Origin of the sequence: Bacillus sp. HMF5848, assembly GCF_003944835.1 — a bacterium.
Classification (GTDB): Bacteria; Bacillota; Bacilli; order Bacillales; family HMF5848; genus HMF5848.
Genome location: NZ_RWIV01000001.1, coordinates 823,596 through 840,522 on the forward strand (window position 1 = coordinate 823,596; position 16,927 = coordinate 840,522).

General features: G+C 37.2%; 13 protein-coding genes. 10 read left to right on the plus strand and 3 right to left on the minus strand.

The genetic code is table 11. From position 1 onward, the window contains the following. Positions 1 to 27 precede the first annotated feature (27 nt). The 3 genes from EJF36_RS04000 to EJF36_RS04010 all read left to right on the plus strand — a co-directional run bounded on the left by EJF36_RS04000 (position 28) and on the right by EJF36_RS04010 (position 3,962). Positions 28 to 792, plus strand: a complete 765-nt coding sequence (locus tag EJF36_RS04000) for an ABC transporter ATP-binding protein (protein ID WP_125905103.1) — start codon at positions 28 to 30, stop codon at positions 790 to 792. Beyond that, positions 782 to 2,743 (plus strand): ABC transporter permease, encoded by a 1,962-nt coding sequence (locus tag EJF36_RS04005; RefSeq protein WP_125905104.1) that lies wholly within the window; start codon positions 782 to 784, stop codon positions 2,741 to 2,743. The genes EJF36_RS04000 and EJF36_RS04005 overlap by 11 nt, the downstream gene beginning before the upstream one ends. Before the next feature lie 208 nt (positions 2,744 to 2,951). Continuing rightward, positions 2,952 to 3,962 (plus strand): NAD-dependent epimerase/dehydratase family protein, encoded by a 1,011-nt coding sequence (locus EJF36_RS04010; protein WP_125905105.1) that lies wholly within the window; start codon positions 2,952 to 2,954, stop codon positions 3,960 to 3,962. A 56-nt stretch (positions 3,963 to 4,018) separates the two neighbouring features. Here EJF36_RS04010 and EJF36_RS04015 read toward each other — a convergent pair whose 3' ends face one another. Next, the gene (locus EJF36_RS04015; RefSeq protein ID WP_125905106.1) at positions 4,019 to 4,816 is read right to left on the minus strand and encodes a FixH family protein; all 798 of its coding nucleotides are present in this window, start codon (positions 4,814 to 4,816) and stop codon (positions 4,019 to 4,021) included. A gap of 302 nt (positions 4,817 to 5,118) precedes the next feature. On the opposite strand from EJF36_RS04015, the gene EJF36_RS04020 reads away from it, so the two are divergent. Further along, positions 5,119 to 5,316, plus strand: coding sequence for a YwbE family protein (locus tag EJF36_RS04020; RefSeq protein ID WP_125905107.1), 198 nt, complete (start codon positions 5,119 to 5,121; stop codon positions 5,314 to 5,316). Between the two features lie 45 nt (positions 5,317 to 5,361). Here the strand turns inward: EJF36_RS04020 and EJF36_RS04025 are convergent, their stop codons facing one another. Next, positions 5,362 to 7,791: a GH116 family glycosyl hydrolase gene (locus tag EJF36_RS04025; protein WP_125905108.1), complete on the minus strand. Its 2,430-nt coding sequence runs from the start codon at positions 7,789 to 7,791 to the stop codon at positions 5,362 to 5,364. A 1,630-nt stretch (positions 7,792 to 9,421) separates the two neighbouring features. Between EJF36_RS04025 and EJF36_RS04030 the strand changes: the two genes are divergently transcribed. From EJF36_RS04030 to EJF36_RS04040, 3 genes are read left to right on the plus strand one after another with little or no spacing between them, the layout of a single operon-like run. Beyond that, positions 9,422 to 10,402 carry an aldo/keto reductase gene (locus EJF36_RS04030; RefSeq protein ID WP_125905109.1) on the plus strand — a complete coding sequence of 327 codons (981 nt, stop codon included), beginning with the start codon at positions 9,422 to 9,424 and terminating at the stop codon, positions 10,400 to 10,402. 13 nt (positions 10,403 to 10,415) lie between these two features. Further along, a complete protein-coding gene (locus EJF36_RS04035; protein WP_185806809.1) occupies positions 10,416 to 11,135 on the plus strand; it encodes an SDR family oxidoreductase in 720 nt (239 codons plus the stop codon). Between the two features lie 16 nt (positions 11,136 to 11,151). Continuing rightward, entirely contained in the window at positions 11,152 to 11,772 is a 621-nt protein-coding gene (locus EJF36_RS04040) for a ThuA domain-containing protein (RefSeq protein WP_125905111.1), read from the plus strand. A gap of 329 nt (positions 11,773 to 12,101) precedes the next feature. Here the strand turns inward: EJF36_RS04040 and EJF36_RS04045 are convergent, their stop codons facing one another. Continuing rightward, positions 12,102 to 13,295 (minus strand): hypothetical protein, encoded by a 1,194-nt coding sequence (locus EJF36_RS04045; RefSeq protein WP_125905112.1) that lies wholly within the window; start codon positions 13,293 to 13,295, stop codon positions 12,102 to 12,104. An 898-nt stretch (positions 13,296 to 14,193) separates the two neighbouring features. Between EJF36_RS04045 and yfcE the strand changes: the two genes are divergently transcribed. The 3 genes from yfcE to EJF36_RS04060 all read left to right on the plus strand — a co-directional run bounded on the left by yfcE (position 14,194) and on the right by EJF36_RS04060 (position 16,851). Beyond that, positions 14,194 to 14,736 (plus strand): phosphodiesterase, encoded by a 543-nt coding sequence (yfcE, locus tag EJF36_RS04050; RefSeq protein ID WP_125905113.1) that lies wholly within the window; start codon positions 14,194 to 14,196, stop codon positions 14,734 to 14,736. Between the two features lie 722 nt (positions 14,737 to 15,458). Further along, positions 15,459 to 16,292 (plus strand): class I SAM-dependent methyltransferase, encoded by an 834-nt coding sequence (locus EJF36_RS04055; RefSeq protein WP_125905114.1) that lies wholly within the window; start codon positions 15,459 to 15,461, stop codon positions 16,290 to 16,292. A 37-nt stretch (positions 16,293 to 16,329) separates the two neighbouring features. After that, positions 16,330 to 16,851 carry a GNAT family N-acetyltransferase gene (locus EJF36_RS04060; RefSeq protein ID WP_260471823.1) on the plus strand — a complete coding sequence of 174 codons (522 nt, stop codon included), beginning with the start codon at positions 16,330 to 16,332 and terminating at the stop codon, positions 16,849 to 16,851. Positions 16,852 to 16,927: the final 76 nt, after the last annotated feature.

The following is a 16,927-nucleotide window of genomic DNA, read 5'->3' on the forward strand; positions in this document are numbered from 1 at the left end:
AAATATAAGAGCAAAGGAGGGACTAATATGTGTGTGTTAAAAGCTATCAACTTAATTAAAGTATATGAAGGAACGAATGAGACAGCCTCTACAAAAGCCCTAAATAGTCTAAGTCTTAAAGTGAATAGAGGCGAATTTATCGCCATAATGGGACCATCTGGAAGTGGAAAAACAACGCTACTTAACATACTAAACGGTATAGACCGTCCGACATCAGGATGGGTGAAGATTTCTGATAAGAAATTAAGTGATATGAATCGTGATCAGTTAGCGCAATTTAGAAGAAAGAACTTGGGGTTTGTATTTCAAGAATTCAATCTGTTACCAAGTCTTACTTTGAAGGAAAATATAATGCTACCGTTAATTATGGATGGTAGACCGGTAGATGAAATGGAGAAAAAAGTAAAGGACATAATGGCTACCTTTGATATTGAGAGAATTGCCAACAAATATCCTTATAATGTGTCGGGGGGACAGCAGCAAAGAACAGCAGTGTCGAGGGCAATTGTCAATGATCCTCACATTGTGTTTGCAGATGAACCAACAGGTAACTTAGATTCAAAGTCAGCAAGAGATGTCATGAATTGTTTATCGAAAATGAATAACGAAAGGGACAGTACAATCGTCGTGGTGACTCATGATGCATTTACGGCCAGTTACTGTAACAAGGTTATTTTTATAAAAGATGGCCAAATACATATGGAGCTTATTAGAAAAGGAGATAGACGAGAATTCTTTGATAGTATCCTGGACTGTCTGACGGTTCTAGGAGGTGAGCGAAATGACATTTAAAGATATCGCTTTGAAAAACTTTACATTTCACTTAAGACGATATGTATCCTATTTTGTCTGTAGTAGCTTCACAGTCATGATTTTTTTTATGTACTCCACCTTGCTTTTAAATGATGAACTAATAAATAATCCTCAAGTGGCAGCAAATATTATGAATAATCTCATTGTCCCAACGGTAGCACTCGTCATTTTTTCAGTTGTCTTTATTAGCTATGCGTATTCGTCTTTTATAAAATCAAGACAATATGAGTTTGGTCTCTTTATGTCTTTAGGGATGCCTAATAAGCAAATTGTAAGAATAATAGCCCTTGAAAATGGGCTGATTGCTATAGCCTCTATATTAGCCGGCATACTATGTGGAGCTATTTTTTCAAGAATTTTCTTTTTACTAGTTTTAAAAGTCATACAGGTAACTGGCATCGAGTTTATGATTCCACCCGAAAGCTACGTTGTGACGTTAGGTACTTTTTTTACTATTTTTCTCATAGCAATTTTATTCAGTATTATAACGGCCTATAGATTTCAGCCGTTGCAATTACTAAAGGGAATACATACACCATCTAAGAATAAAATATCAAATCCTATTTTAGCATTAGTAGGTATTATCAGTATTATAGCTTCAACAGTGTCCTTATGCTTTAAATTTGCGAGTAATGAGGAGGTTACTACGAAGTTTTTATTAATTACTACTATCATTTGCTTAGTGGGAGTATATTTGACCATCTCTCAAGTAGGTGGATTTCTATTAAAGCATTCGAAAAAGAATAAAGCATTTTATTATAAACATTTGCGGTTCATTACAAGTCTCGACTATCGGTTTAAACAAACGAAAAAGATTCTCTTTGCATCAACAATTATGGTTATGGTGACGACCTTTTACTGTGGGGCGATGTTTTATTTTTTATCTAGTGCAGAAAAATTAGCGATAGAGTCACATCCTTACCATGTGGCATTTATTCAGCTCAGTGATAAAAATAATATGCCGGAAGCGGAATTGAAAGCGATTTTGAATAGTGGCGAGACAAGTTTGTCAGAACACAAAACCTTAGAGGTAATGGAAGTAAAGATGATATATCGAGATGTAGAGCAACAAATATCAAGAAAAGCGATATCTGTTGATCATCTAAATCATTTAACAGGAAGTACGTATCATGTGGAGTCGGGTCATTATGTATTGCTCAATCAAGTACCGATAGAAAACGATGAAAATGCATTAGTGAATCTTACATTGAAAACTCGTAACAAACATGTAACGCTTCAGTACGAAGAATCTATCAACAAATTGTATTTTAACAGGCTTCATACGTTGTGGGCTGATATTATTGTTGTTAATACGAATGATTATAAAGAATTGAAAAGGAATTCTGAAAGTACAGCCGTACAATATGTACATCTGTTGAACTTTGAAGATTGGAGACAAACACAGCTTGTAGTTAATAGATTAAATGAGGAGTTTAGTGAGTATAATCAAACTACCCCTCCCAATGAATTCGTTGCTGCGTTTGGTGAAACAGAGGAAGATTTTTTCCACGTCCAATCTAGAATGGAACACTATCTCACACAAAAACAAGGAAGCTCCATGCTGCTTTTTATATCCGCATTTTTAGGGATATTTTTTTTCATAGCTGCTAGTATTATGTTATCCTTTAAGCTGTTTTCTGAAATGGACGATGAAAAGTTAAAATACAAACAACTATCAGGGATTGGAATACGGGACAGAGAAATAAGAAAAACAATTAATCAGGAGCTCGGAATCGTGTTCTTCACTCCTGTTGTATTAGGTGCAAGCCTTTCCTTATTGTATATTTACGCATTCACTAGAGAAGGAAGTAATATAGAGCCGCTTCAATATAACCTACTAGTAAGTATGCTATATTTGGTCTTCCAATTCATTTATTATTTTATCATTAGAAAGGTTTACAGTGATAAAGTAATAGAAAGTTTGGTGTGACGTGCAAGCCTGTAACTTATGTATGTTGTACAAAAAGTTGTTGAGTCTTGTATCTTTTCGAAGTTACTGTATGCTTGCAATCTAAACTTTATCCGAGCTGGGACTGGTACTCTTTTAAGTGGGGCTTGCACCATTTATTTAGTAATACGCCTACCGAAAAGTGAATAAGGTATGGATAACACTAACATAATGAAAGAGAGGTTAAAAAATGCGGATTCTTGTATTAGGTGGTACAAGGTTTATAGGTTCTTATGTTGTGTCGCAGCTTGCTCAACAAGGTCATGAGCTATATGTATTTCATCGTGGAGAAACGAATCAAAATATCCCACAGTCGATTCATCATATCTATGGAGATCGTTATAAACTAGGGGAGTATCGCAAAGAATTTGAAACAATCAAGCCAGATGTAGTTCTTGATATGCTTCCATTAACGGAAGAAGATGCTTTGCTTGTCAGTAAAACGTTTCAAGGCATCGCGAAAAGGGTGGTGGCCATCAGCAGTGCGGATGTATACCAAACATTTGGTAGATTAACAGGATTTGAGTCAGGTCAAATAGTAGAAACACCCACATCCGAAGACGGTCCTCTTCGGACGAAACTATACCCATTTCGAGCCCATTTTCAACAAGGTAATATTATGTACGATTATGATAAAATTCTTGTTGAGAAAGCATTTATAAGTAATTCAGATCTACCGGCAACCATATTGCGTCTCCCGATGGTACATGGTCCTTTTGATAGGCAATATCGTCCTTATCAATATTTGAAGCGTATGATAGATAAGCGACCGTATATTTTACTAGATGAAAAGATAGCTAACTGGCAAACGTGTCGAGGGTATGTCGAAAATGTAGCGCATGCTATTGTTCTTGCAATTACGAATGAGAAGGCTACCAATCGCATATATAACGTTGCTGAGAACGAGGCATATACAGAGCTGCAGTGGGTCCACTATATTAGTGAAGCCTACGGAAAATGGTCAGGTGAGATTATTATTGTGAAAGAGGGCTTATTGCAGGTGGATATAAACCCGGAGCAGGATTTGACATTATCATCAGATAAGATTCGTAATGAATTAGGATTTCATGAGATAGTATCTATTGAAAAAGGATTAGAGAACACAATTGACTGGGAATTGGTCAACCCATTAGATAACTTGAACGCAGCGGACTATGATTATGAGTTAGAGGATAAGATCTATCAATCAATTATAAAGTAATGTAAAGAAGTGCCTACCCCAGGTACGAGCTATTTTCGTTGGAGGTTAGGCACCATTTATTGTATGACTAACGTGTGTTCTATGTGCTCATGTAGTTCGTCAGTTTTCACATGCACAATAATGTGGTACGTACCTTTCGTCTGAAATGTATAGGCAGCCGAGAACATACCTCGTTCCACAGAATTAGCTCCAACATAGTTATGCTTATCTTGTCCGGCCTTCCAAACTTCAAAAGTAACGTAACCGTCTTCTAATAATCCATCTCGATGCGAGACATGTGCAGTCAATGTAGTAGATGTATCGGATGTTTGGGGTTCTACAACTAGTTTCACTTCGACTTCGGAAGAAAAATGTGTATGGTGATGCTCATGATCATCATGTGCGTCGTTACCCATTTCTTTATTTGCATCATCATTACTTTTCTTTTCTGTGCTGCCGTGGGGATCTGTGACAATGATTTTTTCACTTGGCATAACGTGCATTCGGCGGGCCGTTACATGAGATACCACTACATATTCTCCAGGTTCATCAAGAGTTGCAGAGACGGTATAGATGCCCTCACCTGCATGCTTGCCCGTTAGCATCTCTCCAACTTCTTCGTTCGGGGCACGCAATTCAAACTTAACTTCATATGCATCTTCAACTTTTTCTTCTCCTTGTGTAACCGTTGCTGCTAAAGAGAATTCCTCATGGACAGTTATTTCCTCAGGGAGTTGTAAGTCTACTGCGATTAAAATGGGGACATCTGTTTCTGTGTTTGAATTTGCATGCTCCTGAGAAGGACTGCTTTCGCTTTCTCCACACCCCGTTAATAGTAGTAGAGCCATAAGGCCGGCATATATATACTTGTACATTGTTTTTTTCCTTTTCTGATGGTGTTTATATTGATTATACACGATTAAAATTAATAAATCACATAAGAAAAGTAGGATTAATTGCGTGAAAGGGCGTGGGGTGCTTTTTTCGATAACAATGACCGTTTGTATAAGTGTAGAGGAAATAAAGTAGGTGTGATGTATGACCGTATGTGTTATAGTCTATGCTACGAGTAATTGCCTAAAGTGTGAAGCTGTACAAAAGACGCCATATCAACCTCTTTAGTTTCTTAGGTGACATGGTAAAGAACTCGTTGTAGTTAAGAAAAGGAGTTATTGACATGGAAGGAACAAAACGCGATTCCGTTAAAATTGGGATGACAGTAAGAGTTGTGCAAAAGCAGGATCAAAGAACAGGTAAGCTAACTGAAGGTGTTGTGAGCAGAATTCTCACTAAATCGCCTACACATCCACACGGTATTAAAGTTATGCTTCAATCAGGTGTGGTAGGGCGCGTGAAAGAAATAAAAGAGGCCTAACTCCCGGTGCTTTATGCAGTTGGGGATCAGGCCTCGCTTTTCGTATTAAATCATCCAAATAGCTAGTGGTCTCATGTTTAGGGGAGCTCTGTATTTACCAGCGTTATCCCATGCGGCAGGGGTACGGTATTGTAAGCCTGTCCCTTTGTAAATCATATCGCTCAAATTATTCGCTAGGTAATCTGCTTCTTGATTTAAGTTGTATTCATACAGCATGGCAGCAAACATCCAAGCGGAGCCTACAATTACTTCGTTGACTTGTAGTTCCTCGCCACCGTCTTGATCATAACGTTGGCGACCTGGTTCAGCAACTAGGAGTGGCCCGTATTTCCCTTCAGCATAGGCCATCAGGTTATTTTCATAAATGCTCCTTAAGTGGGACTGCACCTTTTCTAAAGGAAGTAAGTCACCTAAGCCTGCCTTTTTAGCCATATAAACCCCAAACAAAGAGTCAGTCATTGTGGCCTCACTGTATTTACCTAAATCGTTCGTCTTATAATATGTCCCGTTCCAAAGCGTTTCTATTGTCTTTTGGGCCTTTGCTAGCTTATCTCTGTAGTAGCTACTTCTTTTGGGGTTGTGTACATCTGATAGCTTAGCCATTACAGCCCAAGCACCGATACACAAGCTGCTAGCATAAGTAGACAAGCCATTCATATCGAGGTTGTCCCAAGTGCTGTCTCCAAACTCGTCGTGTCTAGGGACACCAATATCTTCTTTATCCTGGGATGCAGTAAACTTGGCAATTTCCACTAGTATGTCGTACTCATCCTGATTCATTTTCTTGCCAGTTATTTTCCTGTGTAGGTAATATGCCAATATAAAAGAAGGATTGTGATCCTTCCACAGGTTAGGGTCATCCCTGTGAACATAGCCATTTAATTGAACCCAGGGATCTTCTGCTGCGCTTCCCATGTCGTGGGGAAGCTTTCCATAAACAAGATTATTCTCAATGGTGGCGGTTCTATACACCATGTGTTTTCTATCGTCCACAAGAGTAGCAGTGTGGAGAAAATCCGTAAAAACATTTTCTGATAATTTAGGCCAGTGCTTGCTTAAAGCAGGGAAGGCATATACCCATAAATCTAACGTGTTATAGTAGTAATATCCTGTGTCAAAGCCCTCTAGAATGCCGTAATGCCAACTCTGTTGTAACTTAGGCGTTTCTTCTTCATGTTCTTCGACAGGTTTTGTAACCCAGACACTTCCCCCGGCGACAATAAAATGTAACTCATTTATTTGAGCTCCTTTTACTTTAGCAGAAATCTGACCTGAAGCTTGTAATTCCCTCTCGTGCCATGAACTAATTTCCGCTAACCAGTGGGTGTTACATGCAAGTCCTTGCTGTGCCAACTGAAGTGAATTCTCATATTTTGTCCCATACTTTTCAGTGTATGCTTTGTACCAATCGCGTCCGGCACCAAAGGATGTGATGGGCAAATCCATCGTAATATTAAATAAAAGCTGACTTTCCTGGTGGGGATGAAGAATAGCTTTTGCTGCTACGGCGCTAGCTACAGGTTCATGCCAGTGGGCTTCCCAATGGGTATCATCATTATCCAATTTACCTGCCGTTTTAAACTGCTCTTCCATGTGGGCAATCGTATATTGCTGTTCGCTATCCGCTTTCCCTGTGGCAATTTGATTAGCTCTAAAACACGGCTTATAGCTCATGATCCAATGGCCATCTCCTTTAAGCGAGAGGACGACATTGCCTAGCATATCGCTTTTTTGTTTAACAGGGGTGCTTTTATATTGAACGACATGACATTCATTGGTGCTGTGGAAACTGATTTTCCCTGAATTCCCAGCGTACTGTTGCGTTGGCCATTGCATATTCTGCCTTACATCGCTAGCTATAAAGGGGAGCCTCCATCCGAGCAAATTTGGCCAGGACAGACCAACACTCACCTCAATGTTTTCGTTTATTTTAGATTTAAAGTAGAAGTTAAAGCATGTAATCGGTAAAGAACTGTCCTGATAGTTGTGGGGAATGACAGGGGAGTAGTACTCCATTAATAACTCAAATGGCAAATCACTACTATTATAATATTCATAGACAAAAGGGAACAAAGAAGCGTACTGCATGTCACCTTCCTGAAAATTATCATCTCCGACACGGATTCTCTTATAAAATATCTTATCAGCTATTTTCCATCTAAGCATAAAGAAGGCTGATTCGATTGCTTCGTGATGGTGAATTCCTTGCTGTAATTGCCAGCGACTAAACATACCTGTAAAATCTCTAGAATAATTGCTTGTCCCGATCCCTCCTAAAAATGGACCGTTGAGAGGACCATCGTCGTGGCTCCCAGGTTTGGCTGTATAAGGAGAATGATAGTCTAGGTTTTTTACATAATATGAATCATGGTAACGGTGTACTTGTGAGTAGTATTTGCTGTTTCCGTCGAATTGAAAAGCAAAGCCAAAATTAACTGCTTTTTGAAAACGTTCGTAAGCACTTTTCCAAGACATTATTTTGTAACCCCTTTCATTTGTAGGTAGAGTAGTAGCAACAACAAGTGTGATAATTACTATATTTAAAAACTATGAATTCTAATTAATTTTAAAACTTTAAAAAGAGGATATCAATACCTATCATCAACCTCTGTTGTCTATAGTACAAAATAATAGGGTTTAATGATACACACCCTTGCCGTAGAACAACTCGATAGGTTATCGTACTTTTTGTTGGTCAGCCTTTACGCAGCTAAGCGCGGACTTTACGTTTGTATGTATTTTTATTTTGGCTATACTCTGAAATAACTGTGGGTTAACTTTTAATGAATTGTTGTCTTTTAAAACTTGTTGTTGATTTCCGCTAGATTTTACTTTCTGCTTTCTGAGTGGGGTCTCGACCCGACGCACAGGATGTGTTAGTGCCGACAATGCTCTAGGTTGGTGTGTTGTTATCGGTCTTGCCCTTTGTCCTGTAGGCTCTCACGTTTGACACTATTCGCTAAGACCCGTACGATGAGGGTCATTCAGAAAACGCTGTCACAGGATGTGGCGTCCCTAGTCTTTCGTCTTTATATTATATCGTGCATTTTGTTGTAATCACCAATTGATTAAAAACCAACCTTACTCTTTAACATATTTTTAAAAAACAAAGATAATAAGAGCAATGCAGAGAATTTTCAAGAAAATGTCGTATATTGTCGAAGAAATAACAAATTTTAAACATTTACAATTATCAGAATAATTAGTATTATTTATCTATACCAACTAATTAGTTGGATATACACCATACTAAAAGAAAGGAGAAATAGTTCAATCATACAAGGCTGGACGAAGTTTAGAAAGGGTGTGGATAGACATTCAACTTGGATTACGCAAATCGTTTATGAACATGTGAATCTACTTGAAAGGGGAATCATCCAGTGACACAGTGAAAGGCGATACATATTGTGAACAATATGTTGGACACTGCAAATATTAAATTACTGTTCTTTCACTCAATTATTACAGAAAGGAGCATTATTCCCATGAAGTAGGTTAGCGAAGCATATCTAATCTTTGGGTATGTGGGAAACCGAACTAAAAAGGAGTTTTGTAAGTTAAATGGAATCAATAGAAGAATCGTTTATGTAGCCATCTCGTTTATCGATATTTTGATAAATGAGATGGCTTTTAATGTTTACAAGGATGGTGATGGAATTGTTCAGGGCATTATGGGGAAACTTTAATTCTGAGGAGCGATTTCCGTGAGTTTTGCACCTTACACCTAAAATATTGTTACTAATTAAAAATTTTCATACTACAGACTATATAGAATAAATCTTATGATTTGTATATGTGGTTTTTTGAAAGCGTTTTTACGAGGGGTTTAAGAAAGCATACTACGCTGAACCGATACGTGGTCTTAGCTTTAGGAATCAGTGGCTTTTTGGGAAAAATAATACAATATTTAACCGTCATTGTTCGAGAGAAAAGTGCAAAAGTAAATCGCTCGAATGAAAAAACGTTTTCTGTTAGACGCTTGTTTTGTGATTGTCGCTGCTAGGCAACCACCTTTCGCTTTTCAAGTTTACAGGTTATCTGAGGGTCGCATCTATGAAAGACATTGAAACCCCAAAAAATACGGATATTAGAGAGGATTATATATATGAATTTTACATACTTAGGACGTACTGGTTTAAAAGTGAGTCGTTTATGTCTTGGCACGATGAATTTTGGGGTTGATACAGACGAAAAAGAAGCATTTTATATTATGGATGCTGCTCTTGACGCAGGTATTAACTTTTTTGATACAGCTAATATTTACGGATGGGGTCCGAATGCTGGTAAAACGGAGGAAATAATGGGTCGCTGGTTTGCACAAGGTGACGGTCGCAGAGAAAAGGTTGTACTTGCCACAAAGGTGTATGGTGATATGCATGATGAGTTAGATGGACCGAATGATGTACCTGGGTTATCAGCTTATAAAATTCGCCGCCATTTAGAGGGTTCATTGCGTCGCTTACAAACAGATCATATAGAATTGTATCAAATGCATCATATTGATCGTAGAGTTAGGTGGGAAGAGATATGGCCAGCATTTGAGCGAGCTGTCCAACAAGGACAAATTGAATATGTTGGATCTAGTAATTTTCCTGCATGGGCGATAGCGGAAGGACAAGCAAAAGCAGAAGCGCGTCATTTCTTAGGATTAGTGTGTGAACAACATCGTTATAACCTAAATGGTAGATTGCCTGAGTTAGAGGTGTTACCTGCTGTCGATAGATTTGGATTAGGATTTATACCATGGAGTCCACTTGACGGGGGATTGTTAGGAGGACATGCGCTAGACCCAGCTAAAGGTTCAAGAAGTGCAAAAAATCAAGCAGCAATAGAAAGAAACCGTAGCAAACTTGAGCAATTTGCTGCGTTATGTAAGGAGATTGGAGAAAGAGAAGATACAGTTGCGCTTGCTTGGTTATTAGCTAACCCTGTTGTAACAGCTCCTATTGTTGGTGTGCGAACGAGAGAACAATTGCAAAAATCTTTACATGCTGTAGAGGTTACTTTATCAGAAGATATCATGAAAAGATTAGATGAGATTTTCCCAGGTCCAGGTGGGCCAGCTCCGGAAGCATATAGCTGGTAGAGGTGATGGTAGTATGATGAAAATGAAAACAGTATATATCACGGGGTGTGACAGAGGTTTAGGGTTGGCTCTAGTCCAATCATTCTTAAATGAAGGTTTTGCGGTGTTTGCCGGAAGTTATTTACCAGAGTGGCCCGAATTACAAGAGCTAAAAAAGGAAGTAGGTGAGCAACTTCATATCTTATCCCTTGATGTGACAGATGCAAATTCTGTGCAGCTGGCTGCTGATGAGATTACACGTGTGACACCTAAACTGGATATATTAATAAATAATGCAGCTATTTATACGGACCAAGATGGAGATATAATGGAAACACTTGATTTTACTGCAATTAGAAATATGTATGAAACAAATACGTTAGGTCCTTTACGAGTGACACAATCTATTTTACCGCTATTGCTTCAAGGTGAAAGTAAACTACTCGTAAATATTTCATCTGAGGCAGGCAGTATTACTGATTGTAAGCGAGTAAAAGAATATGGATACACGATGTCAAAAGCTGCGCTTAATATGCAATCCGTTCTGTTACAAAATAAATTAAAGCAGTTTGGTGTGAAAGTTTTCGCTATCCATCCTGGTTATGTTAAATCGTACATGCTAGGTAAGTTTAACACGGAGGCCACAGTTGAAGCGCAAGACTCGGCAAGAGGAATTGTTCAACAACTCTTACAACCACATTTGATAGACGGGCCAATTTTTATTAACTATGAAGGCCATTTACTAAATTGGTAAAAAGGAGGGAATATATGTGAAGAAAATAGTCGCTGTGCTAGGAGATTATTGGCATCAAGAAGATATGATTATAGAGAGTTTAGAAGCAGCCATAAAAAATCAACAAGCACAAGTTTCGTATATTAGGTATCATGATTTAAACAAGGCATTAAATGACCGTCCAGATGCCGTTATTTTATATAAAGAAAATCGTTTAAACCCTCTTGATGAGATAGTGGAAACATGGATGACTCCTACTCTCATGGAACAAATTGTTTCGTATGTGGAACAAGGCGGAGGATGGTTGGCTTGGCACACAGGAATGGCAAGCTATCCATCTGATAGTAGTTACATTAATATGTTAAAAGGATCCTTCACGTATCATCCAGATATGCAGGAAATTACGTATACATATAGTGATGGTTCTGTTGCTTTTTCTTTTATAGATGAACATTACTTTGTTGATTGTCAAACAGAAGAAACTGATGTGTTCCTATTATCGCAATCTATTGACGGACACTCCATAGCTGGCTGGCAACACCCTTTTGGCAAAGGAAAAGTATGCTGTATTACACCTGCACATACAAAAGAAGGTTTAAATGACACACGTTTTACTACTTTACTCCGTGAAAAAATTGCATTTTGCTTAGGACAATAAGGAAGCGTGGGGACGGTTCTTGCGCTTCCTATATTAAAAAAATATATTTTTGTATCCGGTACCAGTACAAGTTAAGAAACTTCTAATCAAATGTTTGATTAGAAGTTTTTATAATTCTATTTAGTTTTAAAACATTTTCCTGTGCCTGCCTAGTCAAGCAAAGGTATACCGTGCTGGGGACAGGGATTGTTTTATGGTTGACCAACTTATCTTTTGTGGACTGATAAAAAAGTTAGTTACCACTTTTTTTGAACTGATTCCATTCGGAAAACAACGTTGTTACACTGCTAGCACTTTGATACTTTATCCTAGCGGGGGTCAGGCGCCATTTACAAGGCGCCATTTACAACTACTAGAAAGATGATAGTTATAATAATAAAAACCATTGTAAAGCTATAATTACTTTTTGCTATTTGATACGACGACATAGTAGGCGTGAGGTTGCTCATTAAAATGTTGGCCCCACTAAATGAACTACTAATCATACCGGATACAAATCCGACCAGTAGTGTACTAGCGAAAACGACAGGGGTAATTCCAAGAATAGCAGGATCAATCATTTCCCCTATAAACACCAGTGCAACAAACTGATGAACCCCCACTGCAGCTAGTATTACGATTGCTAGAATGATAACAGGGATATAAATCATATAAGCATAAGCGGAATCAACACCTGGAAGATTGCTCATGATTTGTTTTTCTAAACCGGCAATTTCTATAGTGTGAATTGTTACTCCAGCGCTGATTATGACCGAAAATTGGTTAAACATGTTCGGGGCCTTTTCTTTCGTCAACATGGTTAAATAAAGCCACCATGCTGTTACTTTTTTTAAGCCAATACTCCATAATAATGTAAAAGGTAAAATACTCAATACGATTAATTCCATCATTCCGAGTGATGTGTGCCCATCCACCAACGTCAACAGGAAAAAATAACTTAATATCGGGAGTAATATATTTGCTAGAAATAACCAATCTGTTGTTTGAAATCTTGCTTCAACGCCTTCACTCTCTTGCGCAACATCCGTTTTACGGGATTCTAATACAATAGAGATTAGTAATCCTATGATAACGATGACTCCATTGACAGCTAATAAGGCAAAATAGTTTATATCTGCAAGATCTATAGCAACGGCCACTGCTGCACCTAACGGGGTACACACCATGGCAATGCCAAATGCACGGATAATAATCATTGAATATATACGTTCGTTTTCCTTTGTATCTTCATCTGAAGTGAAAATCGACCTTGATATAGGTAAAGAAGCTAAATTGGTAAGGTTGGCAAGTATAAACGTGGCATAATTACATACATTCCTTGGTGAAATTTTTTTACTCGCTAACTTTATAAAACGCTGAATGTTTGGAACAAACCCTTGTATTGGCAACGCAATAATCGGGACAAAGCTAATAAATAATAGTAACTTTACCATGTAAGAAAAGCCATCGAGGATGGCAAGACCGCTTGCTTGAAAGTTAATCCCAATTATGATTGTTAGTATTATAAAGAAACAACTAAGCATTAAATTAAATCTCCCAATGCCAATAAACGTAGTAAGAAATAGTAGGATAGAAACACCATCTAATACCAATTGTCCTAGATTAGAAGGAAAGATGCTATGTAAAACAAAGAGGGTAAATAATGAAACAATAAGTGACGTTTTAATCCGTTGCATAGAATATGAAATGGTAAACAGCTCCCTATTAATAATAGCGCGTAAGTCTATTATTCTATCAAAAGTAAAACTATCCTGCATTTACTACAAAATACAAAATTACTCTATATGAATAATATAAAGCATATAAAAAACCAGTAACATATAGATAAAATGTATCGCTGGAATTAATCAATAACGGTATGACAAGGAAAGCGCAGATACCTGTATTAGTAGTGTCAAAAGTTGAATGAAAAGTGAAGAGAAATTGAGTGAATGGAACATTATTTTATGACTAGAGGCTGTAATCGGAGGGAAAGAAAAAATAAAGACATAGCATTTTATTTTGTATGACATATAAATATGTCGATAACTTGGTGCCAAGTGTAGTAAATAGTTGAGTTCAATTATACTAAATCTTTGTTAGCGGATACTTTTTATGCGTCAAAGTACTACTTGTTTCTATTTACTTGTAAATATTATGAACTGGCGAAGTGTATGTGAAATGTCTCTGCTAGCACTGTACTACTTAATCCTAGCAGGAACTTGGATCCTTCATAAAGTTACTTTTGTATGCTTTTCCGCAGTGTGGTAAAGTCTTATTGTACCGGGGAAGGGCACCTTTTAGCGTTTTAAAAAACAATTATATTAGAAAGTTAATACTTAAAGTGAAGTTAGGGATTATGATTGAGTCATCCCGTTGCTAGCACTTTGCTGTTATATCCTAGCGGGGGACAGGCGAGCCATCTTGGAAAGGAATGATTATATGAAATTAGGATTTATAAGTGATACGCATGGAGGATATGAAGATTTAGTTCAAGCATTAAATCTTCTTGGAGGTTCTGAGCAAATCTGTCATTTAGGAGATGTTCTTTATCATGGCCCAAGAAATGATATTCCAGAAACCTATAACCCTAAAAAAATAATCGAAATTCTTAAGGATCGAACAGATATTGTCTATGTTCGCGGAAATTGTGATGCGGATGTTGATGAGACAGTTTTAGAACACGATCTTTCTAATAAATCAAGGGTAGTTACCTTCGACAACATTAAATTTTATCTTGTGCATGGATATGAAGAAACGGAAGGTGAGCGAATACAAGAAGCAAAAAAATTGGGTTGTCGTGTTGTTGTATCCGGTCATACACATGTTAAAGTACTTAAAGAAAAAGATGGGGTTATTGTACTTAATCCTGGAAGTACGACTATCCCTAAAGATGGTGCAAAATCAATCGCCTTATATGAAAATGGAAAAATTATAATTTTGAATCTTGACAATCATTCTGTAATTGAAAGCCTAAAGCTTTAAAGGAAATGAAAGGGAGGCTTGAACAAAGCACTTCTGTATTTGTCGTAGTGAGGACAGCTGTCTGTATTTAGTCATATATATTTCATTTTCTTGGAAAAATCGTTGTTAACAGCATTATCCAGTTGATGTACAATTTAGCTATAATGATATGACTGCGAAGGGTGGCATGCTATCCGGTAACGCTTGATGTTAACTAATCAAATAACATAAGTGAAGCATGGAGATGAAAGCTAACATTTGAATTGAATTAAATAGGTGACAAAACTGTTATTTCATAACGGTTATTTGTTATACCTAAGTTTCAATTTTGATTTTAGTCTTTTTATCTCTAGGCAAAGTAAAGTCTTTTTAGGAGAGCCGTAGACTAAAGTCTACAGCTCTTTTTTTATTTCCCTTATAAGAACTCATGTCATATCATTATTAAATATTAAAAGATGGGAGTTTATGATGTGTGAGTTACAGGTTAATTTAACCAGTTATAACGAAATGGATTTTTTAAGATATCTGGAAAGCCAGTGTCAAAAAGGCAAAATTCTAGGGTTGATTCTTACTATGTGGCCCGTTTCCAGTTAACTAATATTTTAGGTGATAATATGACATGGAATAAAAGATATAGCTATCGCTTAAACTAAAGGGTTTATATTCGTAACAATAGGGTTTCAAGGTTAATGATACCAAAATTTGGAAGTTATCTAATTTAAAAGAGAAGGAGTCAAATTATCATGATAAAGGACTTAATTAAATATTTAGAAAAACCTACGCTTTATGCAAAAAGCACATGTGAATTTTGGAATGATGAGCATATTTCAAAGGGGATGCTAGAAGCGCATTTGCATCCTACTTGGGAAGCAGCTAGTAGGAGTCATGACTTTATCGACAAATCAGTAGACTGGATAGCCGAGATCATACCATTATCGACTTATAAAAATTTCCTCGATTTAGGCTGTGGCCCTGGTTTATACACTGAAAGGTTGTATAAAAGAGGGTACAATATTACTGGTATTGATTTTTCCAAGAGGTCTATTCAATACGCAAACCAAAAAGCAGTCCAAAACAACCAAGATATAAACTACATCTACACAGATTATTTAAAGATGGACTTTCATGAAGAATTTGAAGCAGTACTATTAATCTACTGTGACTTTGCGGTTTTATCAGATGTCCAAAGAGAGAGTTTATTGCAAAAAGTATATAACTCTTTAAAGCCGGGAGGTGTGTTTATTTTTGATGTTTTTACCGCAAAAGAGTTTGAAGGCAAAACAGAAAATCATACATGGCACATAAGTGAAGGAAATGATTTTTGGATGCGAGAGAAGCATATTCGCTTCGAATCTCATTTTGTTTATGAAGGTGATGTTAGATTGGATCAAAATGTATTAATTGATAAGGAAGGACAAGTATCTATATTCAGGAATTGGTTTAAGGGCTTTACAAAAGAAACTATAATCGCAGAGGTAGAACGAAGTGGTTTTCAGATGTGTGATATATATGCCGACGCAACAGGTAAGTCTTGTTTTAAAGACTCTAGTACACTATGCATTGTCGCAAAAAAATAGTTGAAAGTAGTTTGGAATAGACATAGGAGGAATGAAAGTGATTATTGCTGAAACGATGAGGTTGTTATTAAGAACATTGGAGGTAGAGGATATTGATGCCCTCATGAACTTCTGGGGAGATGAAGAAGTTATGAAATACTGCGGCGGAGCAGGTACTAGAGAAAGGGAGGAACGGGCTCTTGCGTTCTATATTAATCTTCAAAATGAAAGAGAATATTCACCTTATGCGGTCATTTTAAAGGAAAATGGCAACTTTATTGGTGTATGTGGGTTTAATCCTCCTTACGATCATGAATATATGGAACTCATGTATCATTTTGCAAAAGATTACTGGGGAAAGGGGTATGCTACGGAGGCAGCAAAGGCATGTCTTCAATACGCTATTGAACATTTAAGGTCTGATAAGATAGTTGCTTTTATCGACCCTAATAATCAAGGATCGGAAAATGTTTTGAGGAAATTAGGTTTTACGTATAAGGGGTTGAAGTGGCATGGAGGTAGCAAAAAAGAAGAGCCATATTTTGAGTGGAAGTATACCGAGGGCATAATCAAAAAATAGTAAAACTCACGTACAAACCTTTTTTAAAGAGAGTATAGCAGGGAGCTATATTCTCTTTAAATATTCCGAAGGCTGA

Coding starts and splice junctions, on each gene's coding strand:
- EJF36_RS04000 (WP_125905103.1), top strand. CDS start 28: ATGTGTGTGTTAAAAGCTATCAACTTAATTAAAGTATATGAAGGAACG.
- EJF36_RS04005 (WP_125905104.1), top strand. CDS start 782: ATGACATTTAAAGATATCGCTTTGAAAAACTTTACATTTCACTTAAGA.
- EJF36_RS04010 (WP_125905105.1), top strand. CDS start 2,952: ATGCGGATTCTTGTATTAGGTGGTACAAGGTTTATAGGTTCTTATGTT.
- EJF36_RS04015 (WP_125905106.1), bottom strand. CDS start 4,816: ATGTACAAGTATATATATGCCGGCCTTATGGCTCTACTACTATTAACG.
- EJF36_RS04020 (WP_125905107.1), top strand. CDS start 5,119: ATGGAAGGAACAAAACGCGATTCCGTTAAAATTGGGATGACAGTAAGA.
- EJF36_RS04025 (WP_125905108.1), bottom strand. CDS start 7,791: ATGTCTTGGAAAAGTGCTTACGAACGTTTTCAAAAAGCAGTTAATTTT.
- EJF36_RS04030 (WP_125905109.1), top strand. CDS start 9,422: ATGAATTTTACATACTTAGGACGTACTGGTTTAAAAGTGAGTCGTTTA.
- EJF36_RS04035 (WP_185806809.1), top strand. CDS start 10,416: ATGATGAAAATGAAAACAGTATATATCACGGGGTGTGACAGAGGTTTA.
- EJF36_RS04045 (WP_125905112.1), bottom strand. CDS start 13,295: ATGCTTAGTTGTTTCTTTATAATACTAACAATCATAATTGGGATTAAC.
- yfcE (WP_125905113.1), top strand. CDS start 14,194: ATGAAATTAGGATTTATAAGTGATACGCATGGAGGATATGAAGATTTA.
- EJF36_RS04055 (WP_125905114.1), top strand. CDS start 15,459: ATGATAAAGGACTTAATTAAATATTTAGAAAAACCTACGCTTTATGCA.